This is a genomic window from Streptomyces sp. NPDC102402 (genome assembly GCF_044765765.1).
Lineage (GTDB): Bacteria > Actinomycetota > Actinomycetes > Streptomycetales > Streptomycetaceae > Streptomyces.
On sequence record NZ_JBIWKR010000014.1, the window covers coordinates 1 to 23746 of the forward strand.

Annotated in this window: 19 protein-coding genes; 5 read left to right on the forward strand and 14 right to left on the reverse strand. The window is 72.9% G+C overall.

Going from position 1 to position 23746, the window contains the following annotated elements; genetic code table 11:
• The 8 genes from ACIRJR_RS29630 to ACIRJR_RS29665 all read right to left on the reverse strand — a co-directional run.
• A partial coding sequence (locus tag ACIRJR_RS29630) for an adenosylhomocysteinase (RefSeq protein ID WP_403786238.1) occupies positions 1 to 685 on the reverse strand: 685 nt, incomplete at its 3' end.
• A gap of 260 nt (positions 686 to 945) precedes the next feature.
• Positions 946 to 1941, reverse strand: a complete 996-nt coding sequence (locus ACIRJR_RS29635) for a cation diffusion facilitator family transporter (protein WP_403786240.1) — start codon at positions 1939 to 1941, stop codon at positions 946 to 948.
• 87 nt (positions 1942 to 2028) lie between these two features.
• The gene (manA, locus tag ACIRJR_RS29640; protein ID WP_403786242.1) at positions 2029 to 3282 is read right to left on the reverse strand and encodes a mannose-6-phosphate isomerase, class I; all 1254 of its coding nucleotides are present in this window, start codon (positions 3280 to 3282) and stop codon (positions 2029 to 2031) included.
• A gap of 61 nt (positions 3283 to 3343) precedes the next feature.
• On the reverse strand, positions 3344 to 4480 hold the full coding sequence (locus ACIRJR_RS29645; protein ID WP_403786244.1) for an SIS domain-containing protein: 1137 nt from the start codon (positions 4478 to 4480) through the stop codon (positions 3344 to 3346).
• A gap of 39 nt (positions 4481 to 4519) precedes the next feature.
• Positions 4520 to 4702, reverse strand: coding sequence for a Trm112 family protein (locus ACIRJR_RS29650; protein WP_015577430.1), 183 nt, complete (start codon positions 4700 to 4702; stop codon positions 4520 to 4522).
• A 266-nt stretch (positions 4703 to 4968) separates the two neighbouring features.
• Positions 4969 to 6336, reverse strand: a complete 1368-nt coding sequence (locus ACIRJR_RS29655) for a phosphomannomutase/phosphoglucomutase (protein WP_403786247.1) — start codon at positions 6334 to 6336, stop codon at positions 4969 to 4971.
• 63 nt (positions 6337 to 6399) lie between these two features.
• Positions 6400 to 8016, reverse strand: a complete 1617-nt coding sequence (locus tag ACIRJR_RS29660) for an L-lactate permease (protein ID WP_403786249.1) — start codon at positions 8014 to 8016, stop codon at positions 6400 to 6402.
• A gap of 335 nt (positions 8017 to 8351) precedes the next feature.
• Positions 8352 to 8723 carry a DUF3499 domain-containing protein gene (locus tag ACIRJR_RS29665; RefSeq protein ID WP_238442178.1) on the reverse strand — a complete coding sequence of 124 codons (372 nt, stop codon included), beginning with the start codon at positions 8721 to 8723 and terminating at the stop codon, positions 8352 to 8354.
• 311 nt (positions 8724 to 9034) lie between these two features.
• Between ACIRJR_RS29665 and ACIRJR_RS29670 the strand changes: the two genes are divergently transcribed.
• Entirely contained in the window at positions 9035 to 9463 is a 429-nt protein-coding gene (locus ACIRJR_RS29670; RefSeq protein WP_403786475.1) for a metallopeptidase family protein, read from the forward strand.
• A gap of 21 nt (positions 9464 to 9484) precedes the next feature.
• Here the strand turns inward: ACIRJR_RS29670 and ACIRJR_RS29675 are convergent, their stop codons facing one another.
• The 3 genes from ACIRJR_RS29675 to ACIRJR_RS29685 all read right to left on the reverse strand — a co-directional run bounded on the left by ACIRJR_RS29675 (position 9485) and on the right by ACIRJR_RS29685 (position 15414).
• Positions 9485 to 11032, reverse strand: a complete 1548-nt coding sequence (locus tag ACIRJR_RS29675) for a DUF5719 family protein (RefSeq protein WP_403786251.1) — start codon at positions 11030 to 11032, stop codon at positions 9485 to 9487.
• On the reverse strand, positions 11029 to 14868 hold the full coding sequence (locus ACIRJR_RS29680) for a glycosyltransferase (RefSeq protein ID WP_403786253.1): 3840 nt from the start codon (positions 14866 to 14868) through the stop codon (positions 11029 to 11031). Before ACIRJR_RS29680 ends, ACIRJR_RS29675 begins: the two co-directional genes overlap by 4 nt.
• Positions 14869 to 15150: 282 nt before the next feature.
• Positions 15151 to 15414, reverse strand: a complete 264-nt coding sequence (locus ACIRJR_RS29685; protein WP_031093859.1) for a WhiB family transcriptional regulator — start codon at positions 15412 to 15414, stop codon at positions 15151 to 15153.
• A gap of 651 nt (positions 15415 to 16065) precedes the next feature.
• Here ACIRJR_RS29685 and ACIRJR_RS29690 point away from each other — a divergent pair.
• The 3 genes from ACIRJR_RS29690 (at position 16066) to ACIRJR_RS29700 (ending at position 19010) form a co-directional block, all read left to right on the forward strand.
• Positions 16066 to 16572: a cysteine dioxygenase gene (locus ACIRJR_RS29690; protein ID WP_403786255.1), complete on the forward strand. Its 507-nt coding sequence runs from the start codon at positions 16066 to 16068 to the stop codon at positions 16570 to 16572.
• A gap of 159 nt (positions 16573 to 16731) precedes the next feature.
• Positions 16732 to 17688, forward strand: coding sequence for a 2-phospho-L-lactate transferase (cofD, locus tag ACIRJR_RS29695; protein WP_403786257.1), 957 nt, complete (start codon positions 16732 to 16734; stop codon positions 17686 to 17688).
• On the forward strand, positions 17685 to 19010 hold the full coding sequence (locus ACIRJR_RS29700; protein WP_403786259.1) for a coenzyme F420-0:L-glutamate ligase: 1326 nt from the start codon (positions 17685 to 17687) through the stop codon (positions 19008 to 19010). Before cofD ends, ACIRJR_RS29700 begins: the two co-directional genes overlap by 4 nt.
• 74 nt (positions 19011 to 19084) lie before the next feature.
• Here ACIRJR_RS29700 and ACIRJR_RS29705 read toward each other — a convergent pair whose 3' ends face one another.
• The 3 genes from ACIRJR_RS29705 to ACIRJR_RS29715 all read right to left on the reverse strand — a co-directional run bounded on the left by ACIRJR_RS29705 (position 19085) and on the right by ACIRJR_RS29715 (position 22762).
• On the reverse strand, positions 19085 to 20089 hold the full coding sequence (locus ACIRJR_RS29705) for a DNA-3-methyladenine glycosylase family protein (protein WP_403786261.1): 1005 nt from the start codon (positions 20087 to 20089) through the stop codon (positions 19085 to 19087).
• Positions 20090 to 20146: 57 nt separating this feature from the next.
• Entirely contained in the window at positions 20147 to 21238 is a 1092-nt protein-coding gene (locus ACIRJR_RS29710) for a sugar phosphate nucleotidyltransferase (RefSeq protein ID WP_403786263.1), read from the reverse strand.
• Positions 21239 to 21316: 78 nt separating this feature from the next.
• Positions 21317 to 22762 carry a peptidoglycan recognition protein gene (locus ACIRJR_RS29715; RefSeq protein ID WP_403786265.1) on the reverse strand — a complete coding sequence of 482 codons (1446 nt, stop codon included), beginning with the start codon at positions 22760 to 22762 and terminating at the stop codon, positions 21317 to 21319.
• Between the two features lie 140 nt (positions 22763 to 22902).
• Between ACIRJR_RS29715 and ACIRJR_RS29720 the strand changes: the two genes are divergently transcribed.
• Positions 22903 to 23655 carry a TIGR03089 family protein gene (locus ACIRJR_RS29720; protein WP_403786267.1) on the forward strand — a complete coding sequence of 251 codons (753 nt, stop codon included), beginning with the start codon at positions 22903 to 22905 and terminating at the stop codon, positions 23653 to 23655.
• Positions 23656 to 23746 lie beyond the last annotated feature (91 nt).

Below are 23746 nucleotides of genomic sequence, written 5' to 3' on the forward strand. Positions count from 1 at the left end.
CCGGGAACAGGAGAGTGCCCTCACGGTGCATCTCGTACAGCCGGTGCACACCGGTCGTGGTCTCCTCCGTGACACCACGGATCTCGGACGCCAGCTGGGTCCACTTCTGCGGGGACTCGCCGAGGGTGCGGTTCAGCAGGGTGAGGATGTACGCGTACTCCTCGCTGTCCGCGGTCGACGGGTCCGGTGCCTCGCCGGCCTTCTCGAACTCGACGCCCTTGTGGACGAGGAGGGTGGCGTCACCACCGTCGTCCAGGATCATGTTCGGGCCGCCGGTGGGGGTGTTGGGCCACGTCAGCGCCTGCTCCGTGCACCACCAGTACTCCTCCAGGGTCTCGCCCTTCCAGGCGAAGACCGGGACACCCGCGGGTGCGTCCGGGGTGCCGTTCGGACCGACGGCGATGGCGGCCGCGGCGTGGTCCTGGGTGGAGTAGATGTTGCAGGAGGCCCAGCGGACCTCGGCGCCGAGGGCGACGAGCGTCTCGATGAGTACCGCGGTCTGCACGGTCATGTGCAGCGAGCCGGTGACCCGGGCGCCGGCCAGCGGCTGCGCGGCGGCGTACTCGCGGCGGATCGACATCAGGCCGGGCATCTCGTGCTCGGCGAGGGTGATCTCCTTGCGCCCGAAGGCGGCGAGGGAGAGGTCGGCGACCTTGAAGTCCTGGGGGTTGGCGGCCGTCGTCATAACGGGCTGCTCCTCGTAGTGGGTCGAGGGTGGACTGGCTGGCTCTGCGGCGGCCACGGACACACGTATGCCCGGGCGGTCCACAGTGCAGTCCGTCGGAGGCCCTCTCTCCCTCGGCCGGTCCGCTTCCGCGGACCGATCGACCGCCATCAGCAGCGACGTCTGGTACGTCTCCGAATCTACACCGAACGGCCCCGCGGCCCCAGCCCGCCTGGGTGGCGGTGTGGGGCCCGGGGCCGTTCGGGGCTGGTACCAGCAGGTCAGTGGCCGGATCCGGCCGGTGCGTCGTCGGAGGTTCCGGGGCCGCCCGGAGCCTTGCCCGGGTTCGTTCCGGCCGCGGCCGCCGACTCGTCGTAGATGTCGGGCTCGAGGTAGATGACCCGGGCGATCGGGACCGCCTCGCGGATCCGGCTCTCCGCGGCGTTGATCGCCTCCGCGACCTCGGCGGCGCTCTCGTCGGCCCGAACGGCGATCTTGGCGGCCACCAGCAGTTCCTCGGGGCCGAGGTGGAGCGTGCGCATGTGGATGACGCGGGTGACGGTGTCGCCGTCGACCACGGAGGCGTGGATCTTCTCGACGTCCTCGACGCCGGCGGACTCACCGAGCAGCAGCGACTTCGTCTCCGCGGCGAGGACGATCGCGATGATGATCAGCAGGATGCCGATGCACAGGGTGCCGATGCCGTCCCAGACGCCGTCGCCGGTGGCCAGCGCCAGGCCGACGCCGCCGAGGGCCAGGATGAGGCCGACGAGCGCGCCGAGGTCCTCGAGGAGGACGACCGGGAGCTCGGGCGCCTTGGCGCGGCGGACGAACTGCGTCCAGGAGAGCTTGCCGCGGGTCTGGTTGGACTCCACGATCGCCGTGCGGAAGGAGAAGCTCTCGGCGATGATCGCGAAGACCAGCACGCCGACCGGCCAGTACCAGGCCTCGATCTCGTGGGGGTGCTTGATCTTCTCGTAGCCCTCGTAGATCGCGAACATGCCGCCGACCGAGAACAGCACGATCGACACCAGGAAGGCGTAGATGTAGCGCTCGCGCCCGTAACCGAAGGGGTGCTGGGGAGTCGCCTCGCGCTGGGCCTTCTTGCCACCGAGCAGCAGGAGGCCCTGGTTGCCCGAGTCCGCCAGCGAGTGGACGCTCTCCGCCAGCATCGACGACGAGCCACTGAAGAGGAACGCCACGAATTTGGCCACTGCGATCGCGAGGTTGGCGGCGAGTGCCGCCACGATCGCCTTGGTTCCGCCTGACGCGCTCATGAGTGCGTGGTGTCCCTTCCTCGGTGCCGCGGCACGGACGCCGCGTTACGGCCGGACATTGTTGCAGCCGTTGGGGCGGACGGTACGTCAGACCATCACGGTCGCGCGGAAGAGTGTTCCCTTACCAGCCACTTCGACCGTTTCGTCCGCCGGGACGAACACGGATTCGCCGGGTGCGAGGGTGATTTCCCCGGCCGTCGGGGCACCGGCCGTGCAGAGGAGGATCTGCGGGGTGGCCGCCGTGAGCTCGACGGGGGCTCCGCCCTCCGGCAGGACGAAGCGCGACAGCCGGAACTCGTCGACCGGCGTCTCGTACAGTTCCTCGCCGTCGGGTGCCGCCTCGGGGCGCAGGATGCCCGGCTCGGTGGGCTCGAAGCGGACGATGCGCAGCAGTTCGGGAACGTCGATGTGCTTCGGGGTCAGACCGCAGCGCAGCACGTTGTCGGAGTTGGCCATGATCTCGACGCCCAGGCCGCCGAGATAGGCGTGCGGCACACCCGCGCCGAGGAACATGGCCTCTCCCGGCTGGAGTTGTACGTAGTTCAGCAGCATGGCCGCGATGACGCCCGGGTCACCCGGGTAGTGGTGGGCGATCTGGGCGTACGGGGCGTGGGCACCGCCGAGGCGTGCGGCGGACTCGGCCGCGTCGGCGACCGTGTGCGCCATCTCGTCCGGGTCGGCGGTGAGGATCGCCGTGAGGACCTCGCGCAGGGCGCCTTCCTCGGGGCGGGCGCGGAGCAGGTCCACGTACGGCTTGAGGGAGTCGACGCCCAGGGCGGCTATCAGGTCGGCGGCCTCGGCGGGCCTGCGGAAGCCGCACAGTCCGTCGAAGGGTGTGAGTGCGCAGATCAGTTCGGGTTTGTGGTTGGCGTCCTTGTAGGTGCGGTGGGGCGCGTCGACGGGGATGCCCCTGCGCTCCTCGTCCGCGTACCCCTGCTGTGCCTGCGCGAGGTCGGGGTGGACCTGGAGGGACAGCGGGGCACCGGCGGCGAGCAGCTTGAGCAGGAAGGGGAGGCGGGGGCCGAAGGCGCGGACCGCCGCAGAGCCGAGCTCGCGTACGGGGTCCGCCGCGATGACGTCCGTGAGGGTCTGCTCGCCCTCTTCTGCGACCGAGGCGTCCGCTCCAGGAACCGAGGCGCCCTCTCCGGCGACCGAGGCGCCCGCTCCGGGAACCGAGGCGCCCGCTCCGGAGGAGCGGGTCAGGCGCGAAGGGGCTCCCGGGTGGGCTCCCATCCACATCTCGGCCTGCGGTTCGCCGTTCGGGGCTGTGCCGAGCAGCTCGGGGATGGCCGTGGTGGACCCCCAGGCGTAGGGGCGCACGGTGTTGGAGAGCCGGTCCATGGAGATTCTCGTCCTCGTGGGTTGTGCGGGGCGTGGGTGGGTGCCCGGGGAGGGAGGGCCGTCAGGCCCGGTTGTCTGAGGCCAGGGATGCGTAGACGGCGGCGAAATCGGTGACCGCGAGGAGCTCGGCGAGGGCTTCGAGTTCGCTGCCCTCCTCCGGTTCGAGTTCGCTGATGGCCGTGTCGTGGCTCAGGGCCAGCTCGCGGGCGGCCGGGCTCGCGCTGAGACCGCCGGTGGGCCGGTCGCGGAGCAGGACGACACGGGCCCGCATGGCCTCGGGCTCGTCCACCCGGTCCCGGAAGAAGTCGTCGGGGTCGCCCCCGGCGGCGAAGGCGCCGGCGAGCAGCCCGCCGTGGGAGGGCAGGGCCTGAGGCAGCTCGGCCACGAGGGCCGGACGGCCGGCGAGCTCGGCCAGGACGGCGGCGAACCGGCGTCCGACGGGGCCCGCGGCCTGCCCTTCCGTCCAGACGAGGGGCAGGCTGTCGGCGAGTTCCGAGGCGAGCGTCTTGGCGGGGTTGCTGTACGTGGCGATCGCCGGACCGCAGCGCTCGGCCGTGCGGTCGAGGCGGTCGGCGACCTTCTGCAGGGTCTCCGGGGGCGCGTCGATCAGGCCCACCCGGTCCAGCAGGGCGAGCAGCGGGGTGAGGAGGGCCCAGAGGGTGCCGGGGCCGGCAGCCGAGGTCTCGGCGTCGTACTCCCCGTGCGGAGCGGCCGCCATCGGTACGACGAGGCCGTGGACCCCGTCGACGGCCTCGCGCAGCGGTGAGCGGACGGGGGCGACGGCGACGACCGTGCAGCCGCGTCGGTACGCCTGCTCGGCGAGCAGCGCGAGACCGGGTTCCGAGCCGTCGGCGGTGGCGATGAGCAGCAGGTCCACGGATCCGGCCCAGCCCGGCAGCGTCCAGCGCAGCGCGCCGGCGGCCGCCGCGACGCCCGTGGGGCCGATCGCGGTGACGGGCGCGGAGGCGCCTGCGAGGGCGCCGATCAGGTCCGCGACTCCGGAAGCGGCGGTGCCGGGCCCCGCGACGAGGACGGCGCGGGGCCGCCCCTCGGGGGCCAGCGTGCCGATTCCCGCCTCGGCTGCGTGCCGGCTGGCGGTGCGGACACGCGCTCCGGCTTCGGCGGCACCGCGGAGCAGGCCTCGCCGGTCGGCTCGTGCCAGGGCTTCCGGTGCGTCGAGCAGCGACTCGTCGAGCATGTGGTGGGCCTCCGATCACCGTGCTGATCAGGGTGCGGGTTACGCGGGGCGGCGGGCCTCGTCGACGAGGAGCACCGGGATGCCGTCCCGTACGGGATAGGCGAGACCGCAGTCCGTGCCGGTGCAGACCAGCTCGGGGCTCTCGGCCGCGGAGCGGTCGTCGAGCCCGGCGTGACAGGCCGGGCAGGCGAGGATCTCCAGAAGGCCGGCTTCGAGCGGCATGGGGTGGGTCCCTTCAGGCATGCGGTGCGGATCCGGTCCGGACCGGTGGGTCCGGGTCGGCGGAGCTTGGGGCGTGGTCAGCCTACCGCCGGGCCGGGAGGGTCGCGGCCCGGCGGACCCCGCCCGACCGGGCATGCGTCGGCCGCCGGCGCGAGGCGGGCGGCCCCGGTCCGCGTGAGCGGCTCCCGGGGCACGCGCGCCTCACGGCTCCCGGGCACCTCACGAAGGGCTGAGCCACGCGGGGCGGGTGCCCCGACGCGTGCCGGTCATGCGCGGACGAGGGCGAGGACCTCGTCGCGCACGGCCGTCATCGTCCTCTCGTCCCGCGCCTCGACGTTCAGGCGCAGCAGCGGCTCGGTGTTGGAGGCGCGGAGGTTGAACCACCAGTCGGCGCCGGTCACCGTCAGTCCGTCGAGCTCGTCGAACTCGACGCCTTCGCGGGTTTCGTACGCCGCCCTGATCGCCTTCAGCCGGCCGGCCTGGTCGGCGACGGTGGAGTTGATCTCACCGGAGCCGGTGTAGCGGTCGTAGCTGTCGAGGAGCCCGGAGAGCGGGCCCTCCTGGCCGCCGAGTGCGGCCAGGACGTGCAGGGCGGCGAGCATGCCCGTGTCGGCGTTCCAGAAGTCGCGGAAGTAGTAGTGCGCGGAGTGCTCGCCGCCGAAGATCGCTCCGTGCTCGGCCATCTCGGCCTTGATGAAGGAGTGGCCGACGCGGGTACGGACGGGGGTCCCGCCGTGCTCCCGGACGACCTCGGGGACCGACCAGGACGTGATCAGGTTGTGGATGACGGTGCCCTCGCCGCCGTTGCGGGCCAGCTCGCGGGCGGCGACCAGGGCGGTGATCGCGGACGGGGAGACGCCCTCGCCGCGCTCGTCGACGACGAAGCAGCGGTCGGCGTCCCCGTCGAAGGCGAGCCCGAGATCGGCGCCCTCCGCCAGGACACGGGCCTGGAGGTCGACGATGTTCTTCGGGTCGAGGGGGTTGGCCTCGTGGTTGGGGAAGGTGCCGTCGAGCTCGAAGTACATGGGTACGAGGTCGAGAGGGAGCCCCGCGAAGACGGTGGGGACGGTGTGGCCGCCCATGCCGTTGCCCGCGTCGACGACGACCTTCAGGGGCCGGATCCCTTCGAGGCCGACGAGGCCCAGCAGGTGCGCCGCGTAGTCGGACAGGGTGTCGCGCTCGGTGACCGTGCCCGGGTCCACGGCGGCCGTCGCGGGAACACCGTGCTCCGACCACTGCTCGACCAGGGCCCGGATCTCGGTCAGGCCGGTGTCCTGGCCCACCGGCGCGGCCCCGGCGCGGCACAGCTTGATGCCGTTGTACCGCGCCGGGTTGTGCGAGGCCGTGAACATCGCGCCGGGCAGGTCCAGCGCCCCGGACGCGTAGTAGAGCTGGTCCGTCGAGCAGAGCCCGATGAGGGTCACGTCGGCGCCGCGTGCCGTCGCGCCGCGCGCGAAGGCGGCTGCCAGCCCGGGCGAGGACGGGCGCATGTCGTGGCCGATCACGATCGCTCCCGCGTCGGTGACCTGGACGAAGGCGGCGCCGAACAGCTCGGCGAGCGACTCGTCCCACTGGTCGGGCACGACTCCGCGCACGTCGTACGCCTTCACGAGCTGCGACAGGTCAGCAACCACGGCCGGTCCTCCTGGGAGTCTTTGCGGACCGCCCAAACTACCCGGCGCCCCCGGACCTCCCGGTCAGGGGAGCATCCAGCCCAGCACCACCGTGCTCTGTGCCATCACGATCAGGCACATCACCAGCAGCAGGCCGAGGCTCCACGGGAGGACCTTGCGGAGCAGATCGCCCTCCCGTCCGGCGAGCCCGACGGCAGCACAGGCGATGGTCAGGTTCTGCGGGGAGATCATCTTGCCCAGCACTCCCCCTGAGCTGTTGGCGGCGGCGAGAAGTTCGGGCGAGAGGCCCGACTCCCGTGCGGCGGACACCTGGAGCGCGCCGAAGAGGGCGTTGGCCGAGGTGTCGGAGCCGGACACGGCGACCCCGAACCAGCCGAGCACCGGGGAGAGGAAGGCGAGTCCGGCGCCTGCCGCGGCGACGGACTGGCCGATGGTGGCGGCCTGTCCGGAGAGGTTCATGACGTAGGCGAGCGCGAGCACTGAGGTCACGGTGAGGATCGCGTAGCGCAGTTCGTGCACGGTGGCCGCCCACTCCCGCGCCGCGGTGCCGGCCCGTACGCCGAGCACGACGGCGGTGGCCAGGCCCGCCAGCAGGACGAGGGTGCCGCCCGTGCCGAGGAGCGGGAGGGTGAAGTCGTTGGCGCCCACCGGTTCTCCGTCGGGCCCCGCGAAGTCGAGGAAGGGCCAGTCGAAGACGCGTGTCGCCTCGGCCAGCAGCTCCTTGACGGGCGGGATCTGGGCGACGGAGAAGACCGCGACGATCAGTGCGTACGGGGCGTAGGCCCGCAGCACCTCCCGGCGCGGGTCCTCCTGGTCCAGGTCCTCGCTGCGCGCGCCCGTCAGCACGGCCTCGCGTACGGACTCGTCGGCGGGCCTGCGGGCTCCGGGGACGGCGATCAGCGCGCCCGCGCCCACCAGCGCCGCCGCGATGTCGGCGAGCTGGGCCGAGACGTAGTTGGACGCGGCGAACTGCGCGACGGCGAAGGCCACTCCGCAGACGAGCGCGGGCAGCCAGGTCTCCCGCAGTCCCCGCCTGCCGTCGACCAGGAAGACCAGGATCAGGGGGACGACGAGCGCGAGCAGGGGTGTCTGTCGGCCTACGACCGTGGCGACGTCGTCCAGCGGCAGCCCGGTGACCTGGGCGAGCGTCACCACCGGTGTGCCCATGGCGCCGAAGGCGACGGGCGCGGTGTTGGCGACCAGGGACACGACGGCGGCCTTCACCGGGTCGAACCCGAGCGCGACGAGCATGACCGAGCAGATGGCGACGGGTGCGCCGAAGCCCGCCAGCGCCTCCAGGAGGGCGCCGAAGCAGAAGGCGATGACCAGCGCCTGGATGCGGGGGTCGTCGGAGACCCTTCCGAAGGAACGCCGCAGGATGTCGAAGTGCTGGGTGCGGACGGTCATCCGGTACACCCAGAGGGCGTTGACGACGATCCACATGATGGGGAAGAGGCCGAAGAGGACGCCCTGCGCCCCCGCGGACAGGGTCTGCCCGACGGGCATGCCGAAGGCGAGCCATCCGACGAGCACCGCGACGGCGAGACCGATGAGTCCGGCGCGGTGGGCCTTCATCCGGACGGCGCCGAGCAGGACCAGAACGGTCACCAGAGGCAAGGAAGCGACGAGAGCGGACAGACCGAGCGAATCGGCTACGGGTTCGAGTTGCTGGACAAACACACAGACCTCCCCGGATTCCGTGATGCGGAAGCGATCTCTCACGGGTGGGGGAATGGTCGTGTCCGCGACAACGCAGCGTCAATGCTCCGTACCGGAAAACTTCATTCCGGTCGGAGAAGTGACGGGTGGTACCGGGGGGTCAGGTGGTGTGCCCGAAGCCGGAACCCAGGACGGACACGCCAGGGAACCCGGGACGGACGCACCAGGAACCCGCGGCCGGGGAAGCGGGGGTGGGGCGCGGAGAGCACCCAGGAGCGCCTGGGATCGGGGAACCAGGGGCACCTGGGATCCGGGAAGCGGAAGACGCGGGTGGGGTACGGGACGCGGCAGACGCGTCAGGAGTCCGGGGAGCGCAGCACCCGGAGGTGGCCCCGGCGCGCTACCTCCACCGGGTCCGCCGCTCGTGGTCCCCTGCCGCCCTGCGGCCGGTCCTGGGGCCGGGCCGCCTCGCGCACGGCGTTGGCCAGCGCTTCGAGATCGTCACCGCTGGGCCGGGTGGGAGCAGAGGGATCGGAGAGCCGGACGACTTCCCAGCCGCGCGGCGCGGTGAGCCGTTCGCCGTGCTCGGCGCAGAGGTCGTAGCAGTGGGGCTCGGCATAGGTGGCGAGCGGGCCGAGGACCGCGGTCGAGTCGGCATAGACGTACGTCAGTGTCGCGACGGCGGGACGGCCGCACGCAGTTCGCGAACAGCGACGTACAGGGCTCACGATGTTGGACGGTACCGCACTCTTGAGCGGGCTGCGACGACTCTCCCCCAGCCCACCCCCTCGTGTCGCCCCTCGGGCAGGGCCTCGCGCGGCTCCGGCGCAACAGGTCCGACCTGCGCGTCAGCCGGTGGGCGCGGGCGGGGGAAGGTCGCCGGGGAGGACAGGAACGGTCGCACGGCGGAGGGCTCGCGATCGGAGCAAGGACCGGAACCGCACTCGATCCTGGCCGGAATGTTCATCTCAGGACATCCGGAGGGCCCGCCCGGAAGCAGTGATCGCCCCGGGCCGGGGAGAGTTACGCTGCGTCGGTGATGGACAGTCCCGTACCGCCCCACCCGCCCGAGCCGCGGCCCCGTCGTCGCGACCGTCATGGCCGCGGCATGCGCGGACCGGTCGCCCCGCCCCAGGTGCCGCTGTCCGTCAGCAGGGCCGAGAGCTTCCGCGATCTGGTCCAGGATTCGGTGGAGCGACTGGAGCGGCGCTGGCCGCAGCTGGCGGACGTCGACTTCCTGGTCCTCGATGTACCGGGGTCGCTCGAGGACACCGTTCCGCTGGGACGCGCGGAGTCCGCCGCGAAGGGCCGGCCGGCACAGATCGTCGTCTACCGGCGCCCCGTCGAGATCCGCACCAAGAGCCGCGACGAGCGCGCCATGCTGGTGCACGAGGTCGTGGTGGAGCAGGTCGCGGAGCTGCTCGGCCTGTCGCCGGAGTCGGTCGACCCGCGCTACGGGCAGGACTGAGGCCTGCCCGCGGCACGGGCCTCAGTCGTCCAGGACCGACAGGTCCTGCTCCGCCGCGGGCACCTCGACCGAGCCCCCGTCGTCCGGGAGCGTCTGCACGGTGAACATGTCGACGCCGCCCTCCGCGAGCCTGAGCGTGCGGGCGGCGTGCACCGGCCCGCCCGACTCGGTCTCCACCGTCAGGGCGTAGCCGCCCTTGAGGCCCGCCGGGGTCTCGGGTGTGACATCGAGCGTCGTGCCGCCCTTGACCGTGTACGTCTTGACGGTCGCCTCGCCGCTCTCGCTGCCCGCCGACGCCGTGACCTTGACCTTGGCCGTCGCACCAGGGGCCGTCAGGGACAGCGTCGAGCCCTTCGCCCGGTTGTCGGCGACGCTCGCCCGTTCCCCGACCGCGTCGGTCGCCGGGATGAACGCGACCTCCTGCTTGGCACCTGTGCCGCGCACCACGCGCAGCGCGGCGACCACGGGGGTCGTGCTGCCGTCGGCCGGGGACAGCCGGAGCGAGCCGGGCTCCCCCCGTGTGACGTCCTTCAGGTCGAGGGCGGCGGTCATCTGCGACTTGATGTGCAGGGTGGCGTTGCCGGCCGGTGAGAACGTCGCGTCCTTGCCCATGAGCTGGACCTTCACGTCGGCGTCGTCCTCCCCGGGCGCGAACGCCACCAGGCGCACGGAGGTGGCGTCGGCCGGGATGCCCGGCAGGACCTGGGTCCCGGCCGGGTCGGCGGAGGCGGTCAGCCAGTCGCTGCCCACCTCGTCCTCGGCCGCGCTCACGACCGCGCCGACGCGTCCCGTCCGGGTGGTGACATGGACGGTCACGTTCTCGGCGGCCTCGCCGGTCAGGGTCGAGATCAGCATCGGGACGCTCGACCTGGCCGGGACCGTGATGCCCTCGCCCGCATCGGACTTGAGGGGGCCCTCGGCGCCGTACAGCTCGATGTCGGCGACGGCGGCGGTGTCGTCGGGGTTCGTCAGGTGGACGTAGCCCTGACGGCTCTTCGCGGTGCTCGCGCCCGGGAACCAGAAGTCCGTGTCGGGGGCGGTGCAGCTGACTCCGAGCAGGCCGCGGGCGCTGCCCGCGGCGGTCGTGGTGGTCTGCTGGGCGGTCCAGCCGGGGGCGAACTTCCCGGTGGCCGTGCCCACCAGTGCCGGGGCGCCGGTCTTCGTGGTGTCGGCGGTGGCCGGCCTGCCGAGGTCCTTCAGGGAGATGACGGGCTTGCCGTCCGACGCCTTCTCCTTGTCCGCGTCGTCCTTCTCCTCGTCGGTGTCCTTCCCTCCGTCGTCGGACGCCGCGTCCTCGTCAGCCGGGAGGGCATCGGCCGCCTTCAGCTCTGCGGCACCCGCCTCCCCACCGCTCTCCCCCGCCGGCGTGAAGGAGGTGTACGTCGTCTCCGCCAGGTCGGACGTGCTCGGCGCCGGGCACAGCAGGCTGGACCGCTCGACCGGCAGCCGGGCGGCGGCAGCCCCGGCCTCCGTCGTCTCCCCGCCGCCCGGTGCGGTGAGCGCGGCGAAGCCGGTGACGGCGGCGAGGGCGACGACGCCCGCGATGAGGGACAGGGGGGTGGACTTCACTCGGACTCGCCTCGCGATGCGTTGCCGTTGCCGTTGCCGTTGCCGTTCGGCCACGGGTCCTGGCCCGGAGCCGTGTTCTGGTCGTTCCCGTCACGCCCGTCGTAGGGGGCTGCCTCGCCCGCCTCCGGGGCGTAGGGCTGCTGCTGGGCGTAGCCGTAGGGGTCGTAGGCGCCCTGCTGCCGGTACGGGTCCTGCTGGTAGGGGTCGGCCTGGTAGTACTGGCCCGCGTCCTGCCCGCCCGTGTACTGGCCGTAGTCGGCGCCCTGGTACTGCTGCGCGTCCCACTCCCCGTAGTTCTGCTGCGGGACCGCCGCGTACGTGCCGGCACCGTCCTGGTCCGGCAGAGCCGCGTACGTGCCCGTACCGTCCTGGTCCGGCAGAGCCGCGTACGTGCCCGTACCGTCCTGGTCGCCCGGGACCGGCGCGTACGGGTCGGCGTTCTGCTGCGCCGGGATGTGGTCGCCCGGCGCCTGTTCGGGCATCCCGGGAGCCGCGTCGCCGTACCCGGTCCCCGCACCGTCCTCCGGGTACGCCGCCCCGGCGGGCTCCTCGCCCGCCGCCGCTTCCGCCTGGGCGGCCGCGCGCAGCCTGCGGGCCCGGCGTCCCTCCCCGGCGACCGGCTCCGCCGGAACGGCCTCGGTCTCCTCGGGCAGGTCGTCGTCGATCTCCCGGCGGCGGCCCGGCAGGGCCAGGACCACCAGGACGACACCGAGCGCCACCTGCACCCAGACCCAGACGGTGTGCGTGAGGGGCGCGTCATAGGTGAGGTCGAGCGTGCCGCCCTCGGTGGGCAGGTCGAAGCCCTGGGCCCAGCCGTCCACGGTCTTCGGGGTGAGGGCCCGGCCGTTCAGCGTGGCCTGCCAGCCCGGGTCGGCCGAGTCGGCGATCCGCAGCACGCGGCCCGCGTCGCCCTCAGGGATCGTGGTGTGCGCCTCGACGGACAGCGATCCGACGGGCACGGGCACGCTGTCCGCGCCGGAGGGCACGATCGCGAGCCGGGAGACCTGCCGGTCGACCCGCCACAGGGCGCTGCCGTCCAGCTGGCTGAGCCGGCTCAGGCCGGGCGTCGAGTCCAGCACGCGGCTCATCTGACGCGGCGCCCCGTCCCGTACGAGGACGTAGCGGACGGCGAAGCCGCTGAGCTGGCTCCCCTGGTCCGCGCCGGAGCCCGCGACCAGGTTGGCGACGACCTTGTCGAGGTGGGTGTTGCTGCCGCCCGCCTCGGTGAGCTCGGCGTCGCCGAGCCGGGCACCCGAACCGCGGACCAGGCTGTAGGAGACGGTGTCCGGTGACGAGCCCCCGAGCACCAGGGTGCGCGCCTGGTCGCGGGTGGTGCTCTCCTCCGCGACGAAGGCGGGCACCTGCACGGGGTCGCGCCGCTCCACGGGGCCGGCCGCGCCACCGATCATCCAGCCGGCCGCGGCGAGGACCGGAGCGATCCCGGCGGCCAGCGCGATCAGCGCGGCGGCCGGCTGGCGCCAGCCGAAGCTCAGGGCGGCGACCCGGATCCGGGCGCCGTCCGCGCCCAGAAGCGCGGCGGCGAGCAGCGCGATGCCGTAGACGAGGGTGGCCGGGCCGGCCCAGGTCGAGCCGTTCGAGAGCGCGGCGAAGACCAGGGCGACGAGCACGACGGCCCAGGCGGCGCGGATCGCGAACTGCCGCTCCCCGCGCATCAGGGCCGCCAGCGCCGCCAGCACGATGCCGAGCAGCAGGACACCGCCCGCGGCCTTGGGGCCGCCGGGGCTGATGCCGAGCAGGTCGAGGGCGGACGCCGTGCCCGTACCGATGTCGAGCCCGGCCTCCTTCAGGAATCCGGACGGGCTGGTCAGCAGGGAGAGCGACCAGGGGGCGAGGACCAGGATCGGGGTGCCGGCCGTGGCCAGGAAGCGCAGGCCGTACGCGACGATGTCGTCGCGGCGCAGCACGAGCACCGCGATGCCGAGGGCCACCGCGAGCGGCCAGACGACCGGGGTGAAGGCCGTCGCGAGGGTGAGCAGCAGGGTGTACGCCCAGGTGGCGCGCCAGCTGCCGCGCGCGGTGGAGCCGTCGCCGCGCAGCCCGTGCGCGGCGACCGCGGCGCGGGCGATCAGCGGCAGGAGGACGGCCAGGACGGCCGTGCCGAGACGCCCCGTCGCCAGCGCTCCGGTCGCTGCGGGCAGGAAGGCGTACGCGACGCTCGCCCAGGCGCGCAGGAGCCTGGACTCGATCAGCGGCCGGGAGGCGAAGTACGCGGTGAGCCCGGCGAGCGGGACCGAGCAGACGAGCAGCACGGTGAGCGCGAAGCCGGTGGAGCCGAGGAAGAGCGCCGACAGGGCCGCGATCACACCGAGGTAGGGCGGTGCGGACTGGGTTCCGCCGGTGCCGACGGGATGCCAGCCGTCGGCGTAGCGCGCCCAGAGGTCGGAGACGTCGGCGGGGGCGGGCAGCAGCGCGCCGCCCGCAAGGGCGCCGCTGCCGAGCAGACCCCTGCAGGCCACCAGTGAGACGAGGAGGAGGAGCAGGAAGAGCACGGGGCCGGGCTTGCGGCCGACCTTCTTGAGCCGCGCGAACTGCTCGATCTCCAGGAAGTCGGCGTCGTCGCCGCCGGGCCCGGACTCGACCACTCCGTGCCGTGAGCCGCCGGAGTCGGAGTCGGTGCGGTTGCCGAAGTTGCCCGCGACCTGTTCGACGGTGGCGCGGACCGTGGCGCCGGGCGGCGGGAACAGGGACCGCAGCTCGGCCGCGTCCACCACCCCGCGTCCCCGGACACGGCGCGCGGCGAGGATCCGCCCGGGGCGCAGCAGTGTGCCGAAGAGCCCGGCGACCTCGTCCAGGGCCTGTCCCGGCACCTTGCCGACGAGGTAGGCGAGGGTGCGCAGCAGGGTGCCGACGACGAGGCGGACGAGGGCCCAGGGAAGTTGTCTGCCGCGGGCGTTGACCAGCATGGTGTAGACGGCGCCGGCCTTGTCGACGCGGTGCGGGCTGGCGACGGAGCGTCCGGCGCAGTCGATGGGGCGCCGTTCCCTGGCGGAGGCCTCGGCGTGCCGCAGCACCGCGTCAGGGGCGACGAGCACCCGGTGGCCGGCCAGGTGGGCGCGCCAGCAGAGGTCGACGTCATCACGCATCAGCGGGAGCCTGCGGTCGAAGCCGCCGAGCTCCTCCCAGACGTCCCGCCGCACCAGCATGCCCGCAGAGGACACGGAGAGCACGGTACGGACCTGGTCGTGCTGGCCCTGGTCCTGCTCCCGGCGGTCCAGTCCGGTCCAGCGGCGTCCGCTGTTGGCGATGGACACGCCGACCTCGAGGAGCTGCTTGCGGTCGTACCAGCCGCGCAGCTTGGGTCCGACGATCGCGGCGTGCTTGTCGTTGTCGACGACGCGGAGCATCTCGGCGAGCGCGTCCGGCTCCGGGGCGCTGTCGTCGTGCAGCAGCCAGAGCCACTGGACGGGTTCGCCGTACGGGAGTTCCGGGAGGTCGTACGCGTCGTCGCGCCAGCTCCGGGTGACCGGGTCCCAGCCGCTGGGGCGCTTCAGGTACGGCAGGTCGTCGGGGGTGAGGGGACCGGCGGTGCGGGTCGCCTCGTCGACGGCGGTGCCGAAGCTCGTACGCCGCGCCAGGTGCAGGACGCGCTCGGCGCCGAGCGCCTCGGTGACCAGACGGGCGGAGTCGTCGGCGCTGCCGGTGTCGGCGGCGACGACGTTCTGTACGGGGCGTTCCTGCCCGAGCAGTCCGCCGAGCACGCGGGGCAGCCAGCGTGCGCCGTCGTGCGAGACGAGCACGGCGGTGACGACGTGGCGGGGGAACTCTGGGGCGGCGGCGGCCGCGTTCGGCGCCGCCGAGTGGCTGTGCACGGACATCGGGGTACGGGCCCTCCGGCCGGGTCCGGAGGGGGTTCCCCCCGGGGGCTGCATCGGTGTACACGCGCGCCCCGGCGGGGCGTTGGCGCGTCTCTCGGACGGGGCCCCACACTAACGGTACGGCTGTGCGCCCCGCGCCGAGCGGTTGACCGGCGGGAACGCGGGACGGCCGAGATGCCGGAGATGGCCGGACATGGCGATGGCCTGGGGGTCGCACCCTGTGCTCAGGTGCTCAGGGTGCGGCCCCCAGGCCATCGCCGTCCCGGCGTCCGTGGCGCCGTGTCAGATGGCCGCCTTCTTCAGGCGCCGGCGCTCACGCTCGGAGAGGCCGCCCCAGATACCGAACCGCTCGTCGTTGTTGAGGGCGTACTCAAGGCATTCGCTACGGACCTCGCAGGCGAGACAGACCTTCTTGGCCTCGCGGGTCGAGCCGCCCTTCTCGGGAAAGAAGGACTCGGGGTCGGTCTGGGCGCACAGTGCGCGCTCCTGCCAGCCGAGTTCCTCGTCCGCGTCCTCGACCAGCAGTTGCTGGAACAGCTCGGTCATGTGCGCCCCTCGTCTGTCTCTCGCGTCCCCGTGATGCGGCCGTTACCGATGCGGCCGAACGACACGAGTGAAATTACAAGTGTGTAGCTTCGGGCCAGTCAAGCGAAGATCTGCTATTGGCCTCGGTATTCACTCTGCGGAACCAAGCGTATGCGGAAAGTGTTCAAATCACCAAAAACCTGACATATGCCATCGGTGTCGCTCACGTAGCGCTTCTCACCGGGTGAGACGAGCGGGGCCGTCCTGATGTTTCGATTTGATCACTGAAGCGACCAGGATCACAGGAGGGTAACGGCACATCAGCCGCGTGCGCCGACGCGGTTGATGCGCCACCTTGCCTCTCCGGGGGCTGCCAAAACCTTTCTCCACCTCCAGCAACCGGATGGGGTGAAACATTGCCGCCAAATCGGGCATTGGGTTGACAGAGGGGCGACCCAGCCGGTCTCCTTGACTTCATGCCAGCGACCTCAGCGATGTACACGACCCACGTCCGTGGGTTCCGTACCGCTGTCCAGGCCCGCTGTTGCTGTTCCAGCTGTCACAGCTGTTGAGCCGTAGCGCTCCAGCTCTGATCCAGCCCCGTTTCACCGCATTCAGGTCTTCGCGACACCCCCCGCACGCGTATCCACATGCCGAGGAACCACCGCACCCATGAACAGCGACAGCGACCTCTCGATCGCCGGCGACATCCTCGAGGTACAGCACCTCCTCCAGCCGGCCAGCCCCCACCCCTCCACCGTGGCCGGGTTCGTCGGCCTCGCCCGCTCCATCGCCGCCGACCGCGACCGGTGGGCCCCGCACGTCCGCTACGACACCACGACCCGCTGGTACCACCGGCTCCAGAAGGGTCCCGGCTACGAGGTATGGCTCCTGAGCTGGGTACCCGGACAGGGCAGCGGGAGGCACGACCACGGCCTCTCCTCCGGTGTACTCACCGTCCTGGACGGCGAGTTGACCGAACACACGGCCCGCGGGGCGCACTCCCTGAGCGCCGGTGCGCAGCGCGTCTTCGCCCCGGGATACGTCCACGAGGTGGTCAACGACTCCCTGGAGCCCGCGGTCAGCCTGCACGTCTACTTCCCGGGCCTGACCGAGATGCCCATGCACTCGGCGCGGTGCGCCGCTGCCGCCACCGCCGAGGACACCGTCCCCGCCTGACCGCCGGGCCCACCACCCCCACAAGGACCAGGCCGCGCCTGACAGACCCACCCGTCGCCCACCACCACCCCCACAAGGATCAGGCTGCGCCTGACAGACCCACCCGTCGCCCACCACCACCCCCACAAGGATCAGGCTGCGCCTGACAGACTGTTGGTCATGCGCATTGTGGTTCTGGCCGGCGGTATCGGTGGTGCTCGTTTCCTGCGTGGCCTCAGACAGGCCGCGCCCGACGCGGACATCACGGTGATCGGCAACACCGGCGACGACATCCATCTGTTCGGACTGAAGGTCTGCCCCGACCTCGACACCGTGATGTACACCCTCGGCGGCGGCATCGACGAGGAGCAGGGCTGGGGGCGTACGGACGAGAGCTTCCGGGTCAAGGACGAACTCGCGGCGTACGGGGTGGGACCCGAGTGGTTCGGTCTCGGCGACCGTGACTTCGCGACCCACATCGTCCGTACGCAGATGCTCGGCGCGGGCTATCCGCTGAGCGCGGTCACCGAGGCGCTCTGCGCGCGGTGGAAGCCGGGCGTACGCCTGATCCCGATGACCGACGACCGTGTCGAGACGCACGTGGCGGTGGACGTCGACGGCGAGAGCAAGGCCGTCCACTTCCAGGAGTACTGGGTGAAGATGCGCGCCTCCGTGCCCGCACAGGCCGTCGTGCCGGTCGGTGCGGACCAGGCCAAGCCCGCTCCCGGGGTGCTGGAGGCCATCGCGGGGGCCGACGTCATCGTCTTCCCGCCGTCGAACCCCGTCGTGTCGGTGGGCACCATCCTCGCCGTGCCCGGCATCCGGGAGGCGATCGCCGAGGCCGGTGTCCCCGTCGTCGGGCTCTCCCCCATCGTCGGTGACGCGCCCGTCCGGGGCATGGCCGACAAGGTGCTGGCCGCGGTGGGCGTCGAGTCCACGGCCGCGGCCGTCGCCCAGCACTACGGTTCGGGGCTGCTCGACGGCTGGCTCGTCGACAGCGTGGACGCCGGAGCGGTCGACGAGGTCGAGGCCGCCGGGATCCGCTGCCGCGCCGTCCCGCTGATGATGACGGACGTGGACACCACCGCCGAGATGGCGCGGCAGGCCCTGGCGCTCGCCGAGGAGGTACGCGCATGAGCGGCGGACCGGCGGACGGGGCGCCCTCGTACCGGGTGTGGGCCCTGCCCGGGATGCCCGAGGTGCGGGAGGGAGACGACCTCGCGAAGCTGATCGCCGCGACGGAGCCGGGTCTGGTGGACGGCGACGTCCTCCTTGTGACCTCGAAGATCGTCTCCAAGGCCGAGGGCCGGATCGTGGAGGCCACGGACCGCGAGGCGGCGATCGACGCCGAGACGGTCCGGGTGGTCGCCAGGCGCGGGACGCTCAGGATCGTGGAGAACCGGCAGGGCCTCGTCATGGCCGCCGCCGGGGTCGACGCGTCGAACACCCCCGCCGGGACGGTGCTGCTGCTGCCCGAGGACCCGGACGCCTCGGCCCGCCTGATCCGGGACGGCCTGAGGGACACGCTCGGCGTCGAGGTCGGGGTCGTCGTCACGGACACCTTCGGCCGCCCCTGGCGGAACGGTCTGACGGACGTGGCGATCGGGGCGGCGGGGGTCAGGGTGCTCGACGATCTCCGGGGCGGAACCGACGGATACGGCAACCCGCTGAGCGCCACCGTCGTGGCCACGGCCGACGAACTGGCCTCCGCGGGCGATCTGGTGAAGGGCAAGGCGTCCGGGCTGCCGGTGGCGGTCGTCCGGGGGCTTCCCCATGTGGTGGCGGACTCCGCCGAGCCCGACGGGGGTGCCCGCGCGATGGTGCGGGTCGCCGCCGACGACATGTTCCGGCTGGGCACGTCCGAGGCCGTGCGGGAGGCACTGAGCCTGCGGCGCACGGTGCGTGAGTTCACCGACGAGCCGGTGGACCCCGGGGCGGTACGGCGCGCGGTGGCGGCGGCGGTGACCGCTCCGGCGCCCCACCACACGACGCCCTGGCGGTTCGTCCTCCTGGAGTCGGAGGCGTCGCGACACCGGCTGCTGGACGCCATGCGGGACGCGTGGATCGCGGACCTGCGGCGGGACGGACGCGACGAGGAGTCGGTCGCGAAACGGGTACGACGGGGCGACGTCCTGCGCAACGCCCCGTACCTGGCGGTGCCGTGCCTCGTCATGGACGGCTCGCACACCTACGGGGACGAGCGCCGGGACACCGCGGAGCGCGAGATGTTCGTGGTCGCCGCCGGGGCGGGCGTGCAGAACTTCCTGGTGGCTCTCGCGGGTGAGCGGCTCGGTTCGGCGTGGGTGTCCTCGACGATGTTCTGCCGGGACGTCGTGCGTGAGGTGCTGGACCTGCCGGAATCGTGGGATCCGCTGGGCGCGGTGGCCGTGGGGCACGCGAAGGCGACACCGCCGGCGCGGACCGCCCGGGACGCGGGGGCGTTCGTCGCGGTGCGCTGAGACGCGGGCATCGGGACGGTGCGCTGGGACGCGGTACGTCGAGGCGCGGCGCGCCGGCCGCCGGCGTGGGGCGGCTACAGCCGTGCGATGTCGCGCGGCGTCATCCTGGGTGCCCGGCGGGCCGGGGTGTGGCCCGAGAGCATGATCAGACGGGTCGCACGGTGGCGCTGGCCCTCGTACGGGGCGAGGAGCGCCAGCATCTCCTCGTCGTCGGCGTTCCTGTTGCCCGCGAGTGCGTGGCCGACGATGCCCGGCAGGTGGAGGTCGCCGACCGTCACCGCGTCGGCCGCGCCGTTCGATCGCTGCAGGGTCTCCGCCGCGGTCCAGGGGCCGATGCCCGGGATCAGCTGCAGCCGGGCCATGGCTTCGGGAAGGTCCATCGCGGCCGCCTCCTCCATCCGCCGGGCCACCCGGACCGCGCGCAGGATCGTGGCGGAGCGCTTGGCGTCCACACCCGCGCGGTGCCACTCCCAGGACGGGATCAGCGACCAGGTCCTCGCGTCCGGCATGACGTACAGGCCGTAACGTCCGAAGTCCCCTTCGGCCGGGCCGGGGGCGGGGGTGCCGTGGGTGCGGAGCAGCAGCCGCCAGGCGCGGTAGGCCTCGTCGGTGGTGACCTTCTGTTCCAGGACCGACGGGATCAGGGACTCCATGACCAGCCCGGTGCGCAGCAGGCGCAGCCCGGGCCGGCTGCGCTGGGTCAGGGCGAGCAGCCGGTGGCGCGGCCGGAAGTCGTCCGGGGTGTCGTCCGCGCCGAGCAGCGCCGGCAGCCCGTCCAGGAGCCACTGCGCGCCCGGCCCCCAGGCCGCCGCCGCGATCCGCCCGTCGTGGGCCGCCGAGACGCGCAGGGTGCCGGGGCCGGCCGGGGTGCGGGTCGCACGCCAGAAGGTCCCGTCGGGCAGCGCCCGGTAGGCGGGGTCCGCCGGACCGCGCCGCAGCGGGCTCAGGACCAGCCGCAGGTCGAGCGGGCCCTGCGGCGTCCAGGTCCGGGTCCGCGGCGCGGCGGAGGCGTCACCGGGACCGGCCCCGGGCTCCTGCCGGGGCACGGCGGTGGTGCGGGGTACGAAGCGTCCTGCCACGGCTGAGTTCCTAGGTCGTCGGGGGTACCTGTCGAGGGTACGGCCGACGAGGAGCGTTCACTGGTCGGACGAGAAGCGGACCGCGGCGTCCGGGAGGACCGCACCGCACCAGACGCGGATCCCGTCCCTCAGTTCGTTGTCGGCGCCGACCTGGGCGCCGTCGCCGATCACCGCCCCCGTGAGGACGGTGCGGCTGCCGACGCGGGCACCGGCCCCGACCAGCGAGTCGGTGATCACCGCGCCGGGTCCGACGACGGCGCCGTCCAGCACGGTGGAGCCGGTGATCCTGGCGCCCTCGCCGATCACCGCGCCCTCGCCGACGACCGTACCGCCGGTGAGCTTGGCGTCGGAGGCCACGGAGGCGGTGGGCAGGACGAGCCGGTCGCCGCAGCGGCCGGGGACGGCCGGGGACGGGGCACGGCCCAGGACCAGGTCGGCCGAGCCGCGGACGAACGCCTGCGGGGTGCCGAGGTCCAGCCAGTACGTGGAGTCGACCATGCCCTGGAGATGGGCGCCGGCGTCCAGGAGCCCGGGGAAGGTCTCGCGCTCGACGGAGACCGGCCGGCCCTCCGGGATCGTGTCGATGACCGACCGGCGGAAGACGTACGCCCCCGCGTTGATCTGGTCGGTGACTATCTCCTCGGGGGTCTGCGGCTTCTCCAGGAAGGCCGTCACCCTGCCCGTGGTGTCCGTCGGGACCAGGCCGAAGGCACGCGGGTCCTCCACCCGCGTGAGGTGCAGCGAGACGTCCGCCCCGGAGGTGGTGTGCGCCGCGACCAGGGCCCGGATGTCGAGGCCGGTGAGGATGTCCCCGTTGAACACGATGACGGGTTCGTCCGGGCCCGAGGCCAGCCGCGACGCCACGTTCCGGATGGCTCCGCCGGTGCCGAGGGGTTCGTCCTCGGTGACGTACTCGATGGAGAGGCCGAGCGACGAACCGTCACCGAAGTACGGTTCGAAGACCTCCGCCAGGTAGGACGTCGCGAGCACGATGTGCTCCACTCCGGCCGCCCTGGCGCGCGCCAGCTGGTGCGTGAGGAACGGCACCCCCGCCGCCGGGACCATCGGCTTCGGGGTGTGCACGGTGAGCGGACGCAGCCGGGTGCCTTTGCCGCCGACCAGGAGGATCGCTTCTTTTGCCTCTGTCACAGCACCGTCTCTGCTTCCTGCTGGGGCCGGGCCTCGTTTCGGCTGGCCAGTGTATGCAGACCGTTCGGGCCCTCCCGGTCAGCGGCCCTGCAGCTTGGCCGAACTGGTCCGGGCCGTGCCGAGCTTCTTGTAGAGACGGATTCCGGGGCATTCGGTTGCGAACCCGTCGCGGTGCCCGGAGATGACGTGGAGATTGGCCTTGGCGCCCTTCTTGTACTTGCCGCTGCCGCCGGAGACGAGCGTCACCTTGCCCTTGGGGTTGCGGCCGAACAGACCGAGCTTCCAGGCGGTGAGTTTGGCGATCGCCGTGACCGCGGCGGCGGGCGGGTTCTTCGAGCTGTACGTCCCGAGCACGGCGATGCCCATGCTGTTCGTGTTGAAACCGAGCGTGTGCGCCCCGAGGACCGCCTTCGTCACCCCGCCGGCACGTCCTTCGTAGATCTTTCCGCACTTGTCGACGGCGAAGTTGTAGCCGAAGTCCCGCCAGCCGCTGCTCTTGACGTGGTAGCGGTAGATACCACGCAGGACGGAGGGCGCCTGGGCGCAGGTGTAGTTGTTCCCGGTGGCGCTGTGGTGGACGAAGGCGGCCTTGACGGTCGAGGTGTACGCGAAGTTGCGCTCCCGCAGGCTCTCGTCGGCACCCCAGCCCTTGCGGGTGACGATGCCCGGGCGCGGGCCGACGAACGGCTTGGCGCCCGCCCCGACGACCGCCTGCTCCTCCGACTGGGCCTTGCTCAGGGCGGGGATCTCGGTGGCGCCCAGCGGGGCGAGGTCGGCGTTGACGGCGGAGCTCTCGGCCGCGGCCATGGTGAGGCCCTGGGACTCGGGCAGTGCGCCGGGCTGGGCGGCCGTGGCGGGTGTCGCGGTGGCAGGTGTCGCGGTGGCGGGTGTCGCCGCAGCCGGCGACGGGGTGATGGTGTGGTCGGCGCGCGACTCCTCCCCGTCGTCGCCCGGATCGACGAGTTCCACCCGCAGGCCGGCGGGGAGGGGTGCGGTGCCGGCGGTGCCACCGCGCGGCCCGGCGTTCTCGGATCGGACGCGCACCTCGACACCGTCCGAGTCGCCGACCCAGAGCGGAGCGGTCGAGCCCCGCACCGAGCCCGATTCGCGTTCGGGGCTGCCCGAGTCGGCGGCGTGGTCGGTGTTGTGCGTCTCGACGGACTGCCAGCCGGACCACCCGGTGGTGCCGGTCCTGCGGGTACGGACCTGGACGGTCCCGTGGAGTTCGGCGTCGGCGTCGTCCCAGACCACGCCGACGAGCGAGAAGCGGTGCGAGTCGCGCCGGAGGATTCCCTGCGCGGCGTCGGGGTTCATGGACCCGGTGGGTTCACCGGTCGCCCGCTCGGCCGCGTCGGTGAGCGGCCGCAGGGGCAGGGACTGGGTCGAGCCCGCGGGTTCGACGGGGGCGGCGGGCGCCTGTGCGACCGTGGCCTGGGCGGGGGCGGCGGGTGCCGGCGCGGCGAGCGGAAGGGTGAGTGCCGTCGCGCAGGTGACGCCGATCGAGGTTGCAAGAAGTGCACGCATACAGGAAATCCTTCACAGAGTCCGGCATTTCCGGCTACTGGAGTACAGTCGCGTCGACTTGACGCCCCGTCTGCCGAACCGGTGCACGGGGCACCCGTCACGCACGTCGGGGCGCGCGCCCGCCGCGTACCCTTGCGCGGATGAACGCCAGCGATCGCACCCCCGCCGACCTGCTGCGATCCGCGCTCGCCGCGGACCCGGCCCGCCCCCTCGTCACCTTCTACGACGACGCAACCGGAGAGCGCGTCGAACTGTCGGTGGCCACCTTCGCCAATTGGGTGGCCAAGACCGCCAATCTGCTCCAGGGCGACCTGGGCGCCGAGCCGGGCGACCGGCTGGCCCTGCTGCTCCCCGCCCACTGGCAGTCGGCCGTCTGGCTGCTCGCCTGCTCGTCGGTGGGTGTGGTCGCGGAGGTCCAGGGCGACCCGGCCTCCGCCGATCTGGTCGTCAGCGGACCTGACTCGCTCGACCGGGCCCGCGCCTGCCGCGGCGAGCGGATCGCGCTGGCCCTCCGCCCGCTGGGCGGCCGGTTCCCGCAGGTTCCCGAGGGGTTCGCCGACTACGCGGTGGAGGTTCCGGGCCAGGGCGACCGCTTCGCCCCGTTCGCCCCGGTGGACCCGGCGGCCCCCGCCCTGACCGTGGGCGGCGTCGGCCTGACGGCGGACCAGCTGGTCGCCCGAGCCCGCGAGGACGCGGCGGAGCTGGGGCTCGGCCCGGGGGCCAGGCTGCTGACGGGACGCACGTACGACACCTGGGAGGGGTTGTCCGCCGGCCTCTTCGCGCCCCTGGCCGCGGGGGGCTCCGTGGTGCTCTGCCGCCATCTGGACCGGCTGGACACCGAAGGGCTGGCCAAGCGCGTCGAAAGTGAGCGGATCACCGGCACGGCGGTATGACAAGCGCCCTGAAGGCCACCCGTCCGGCCCACGGCGGGCCGAGCCCCCGGGACTGATCAACGACGGCGGTACATGATCGGGCGGTACGAAG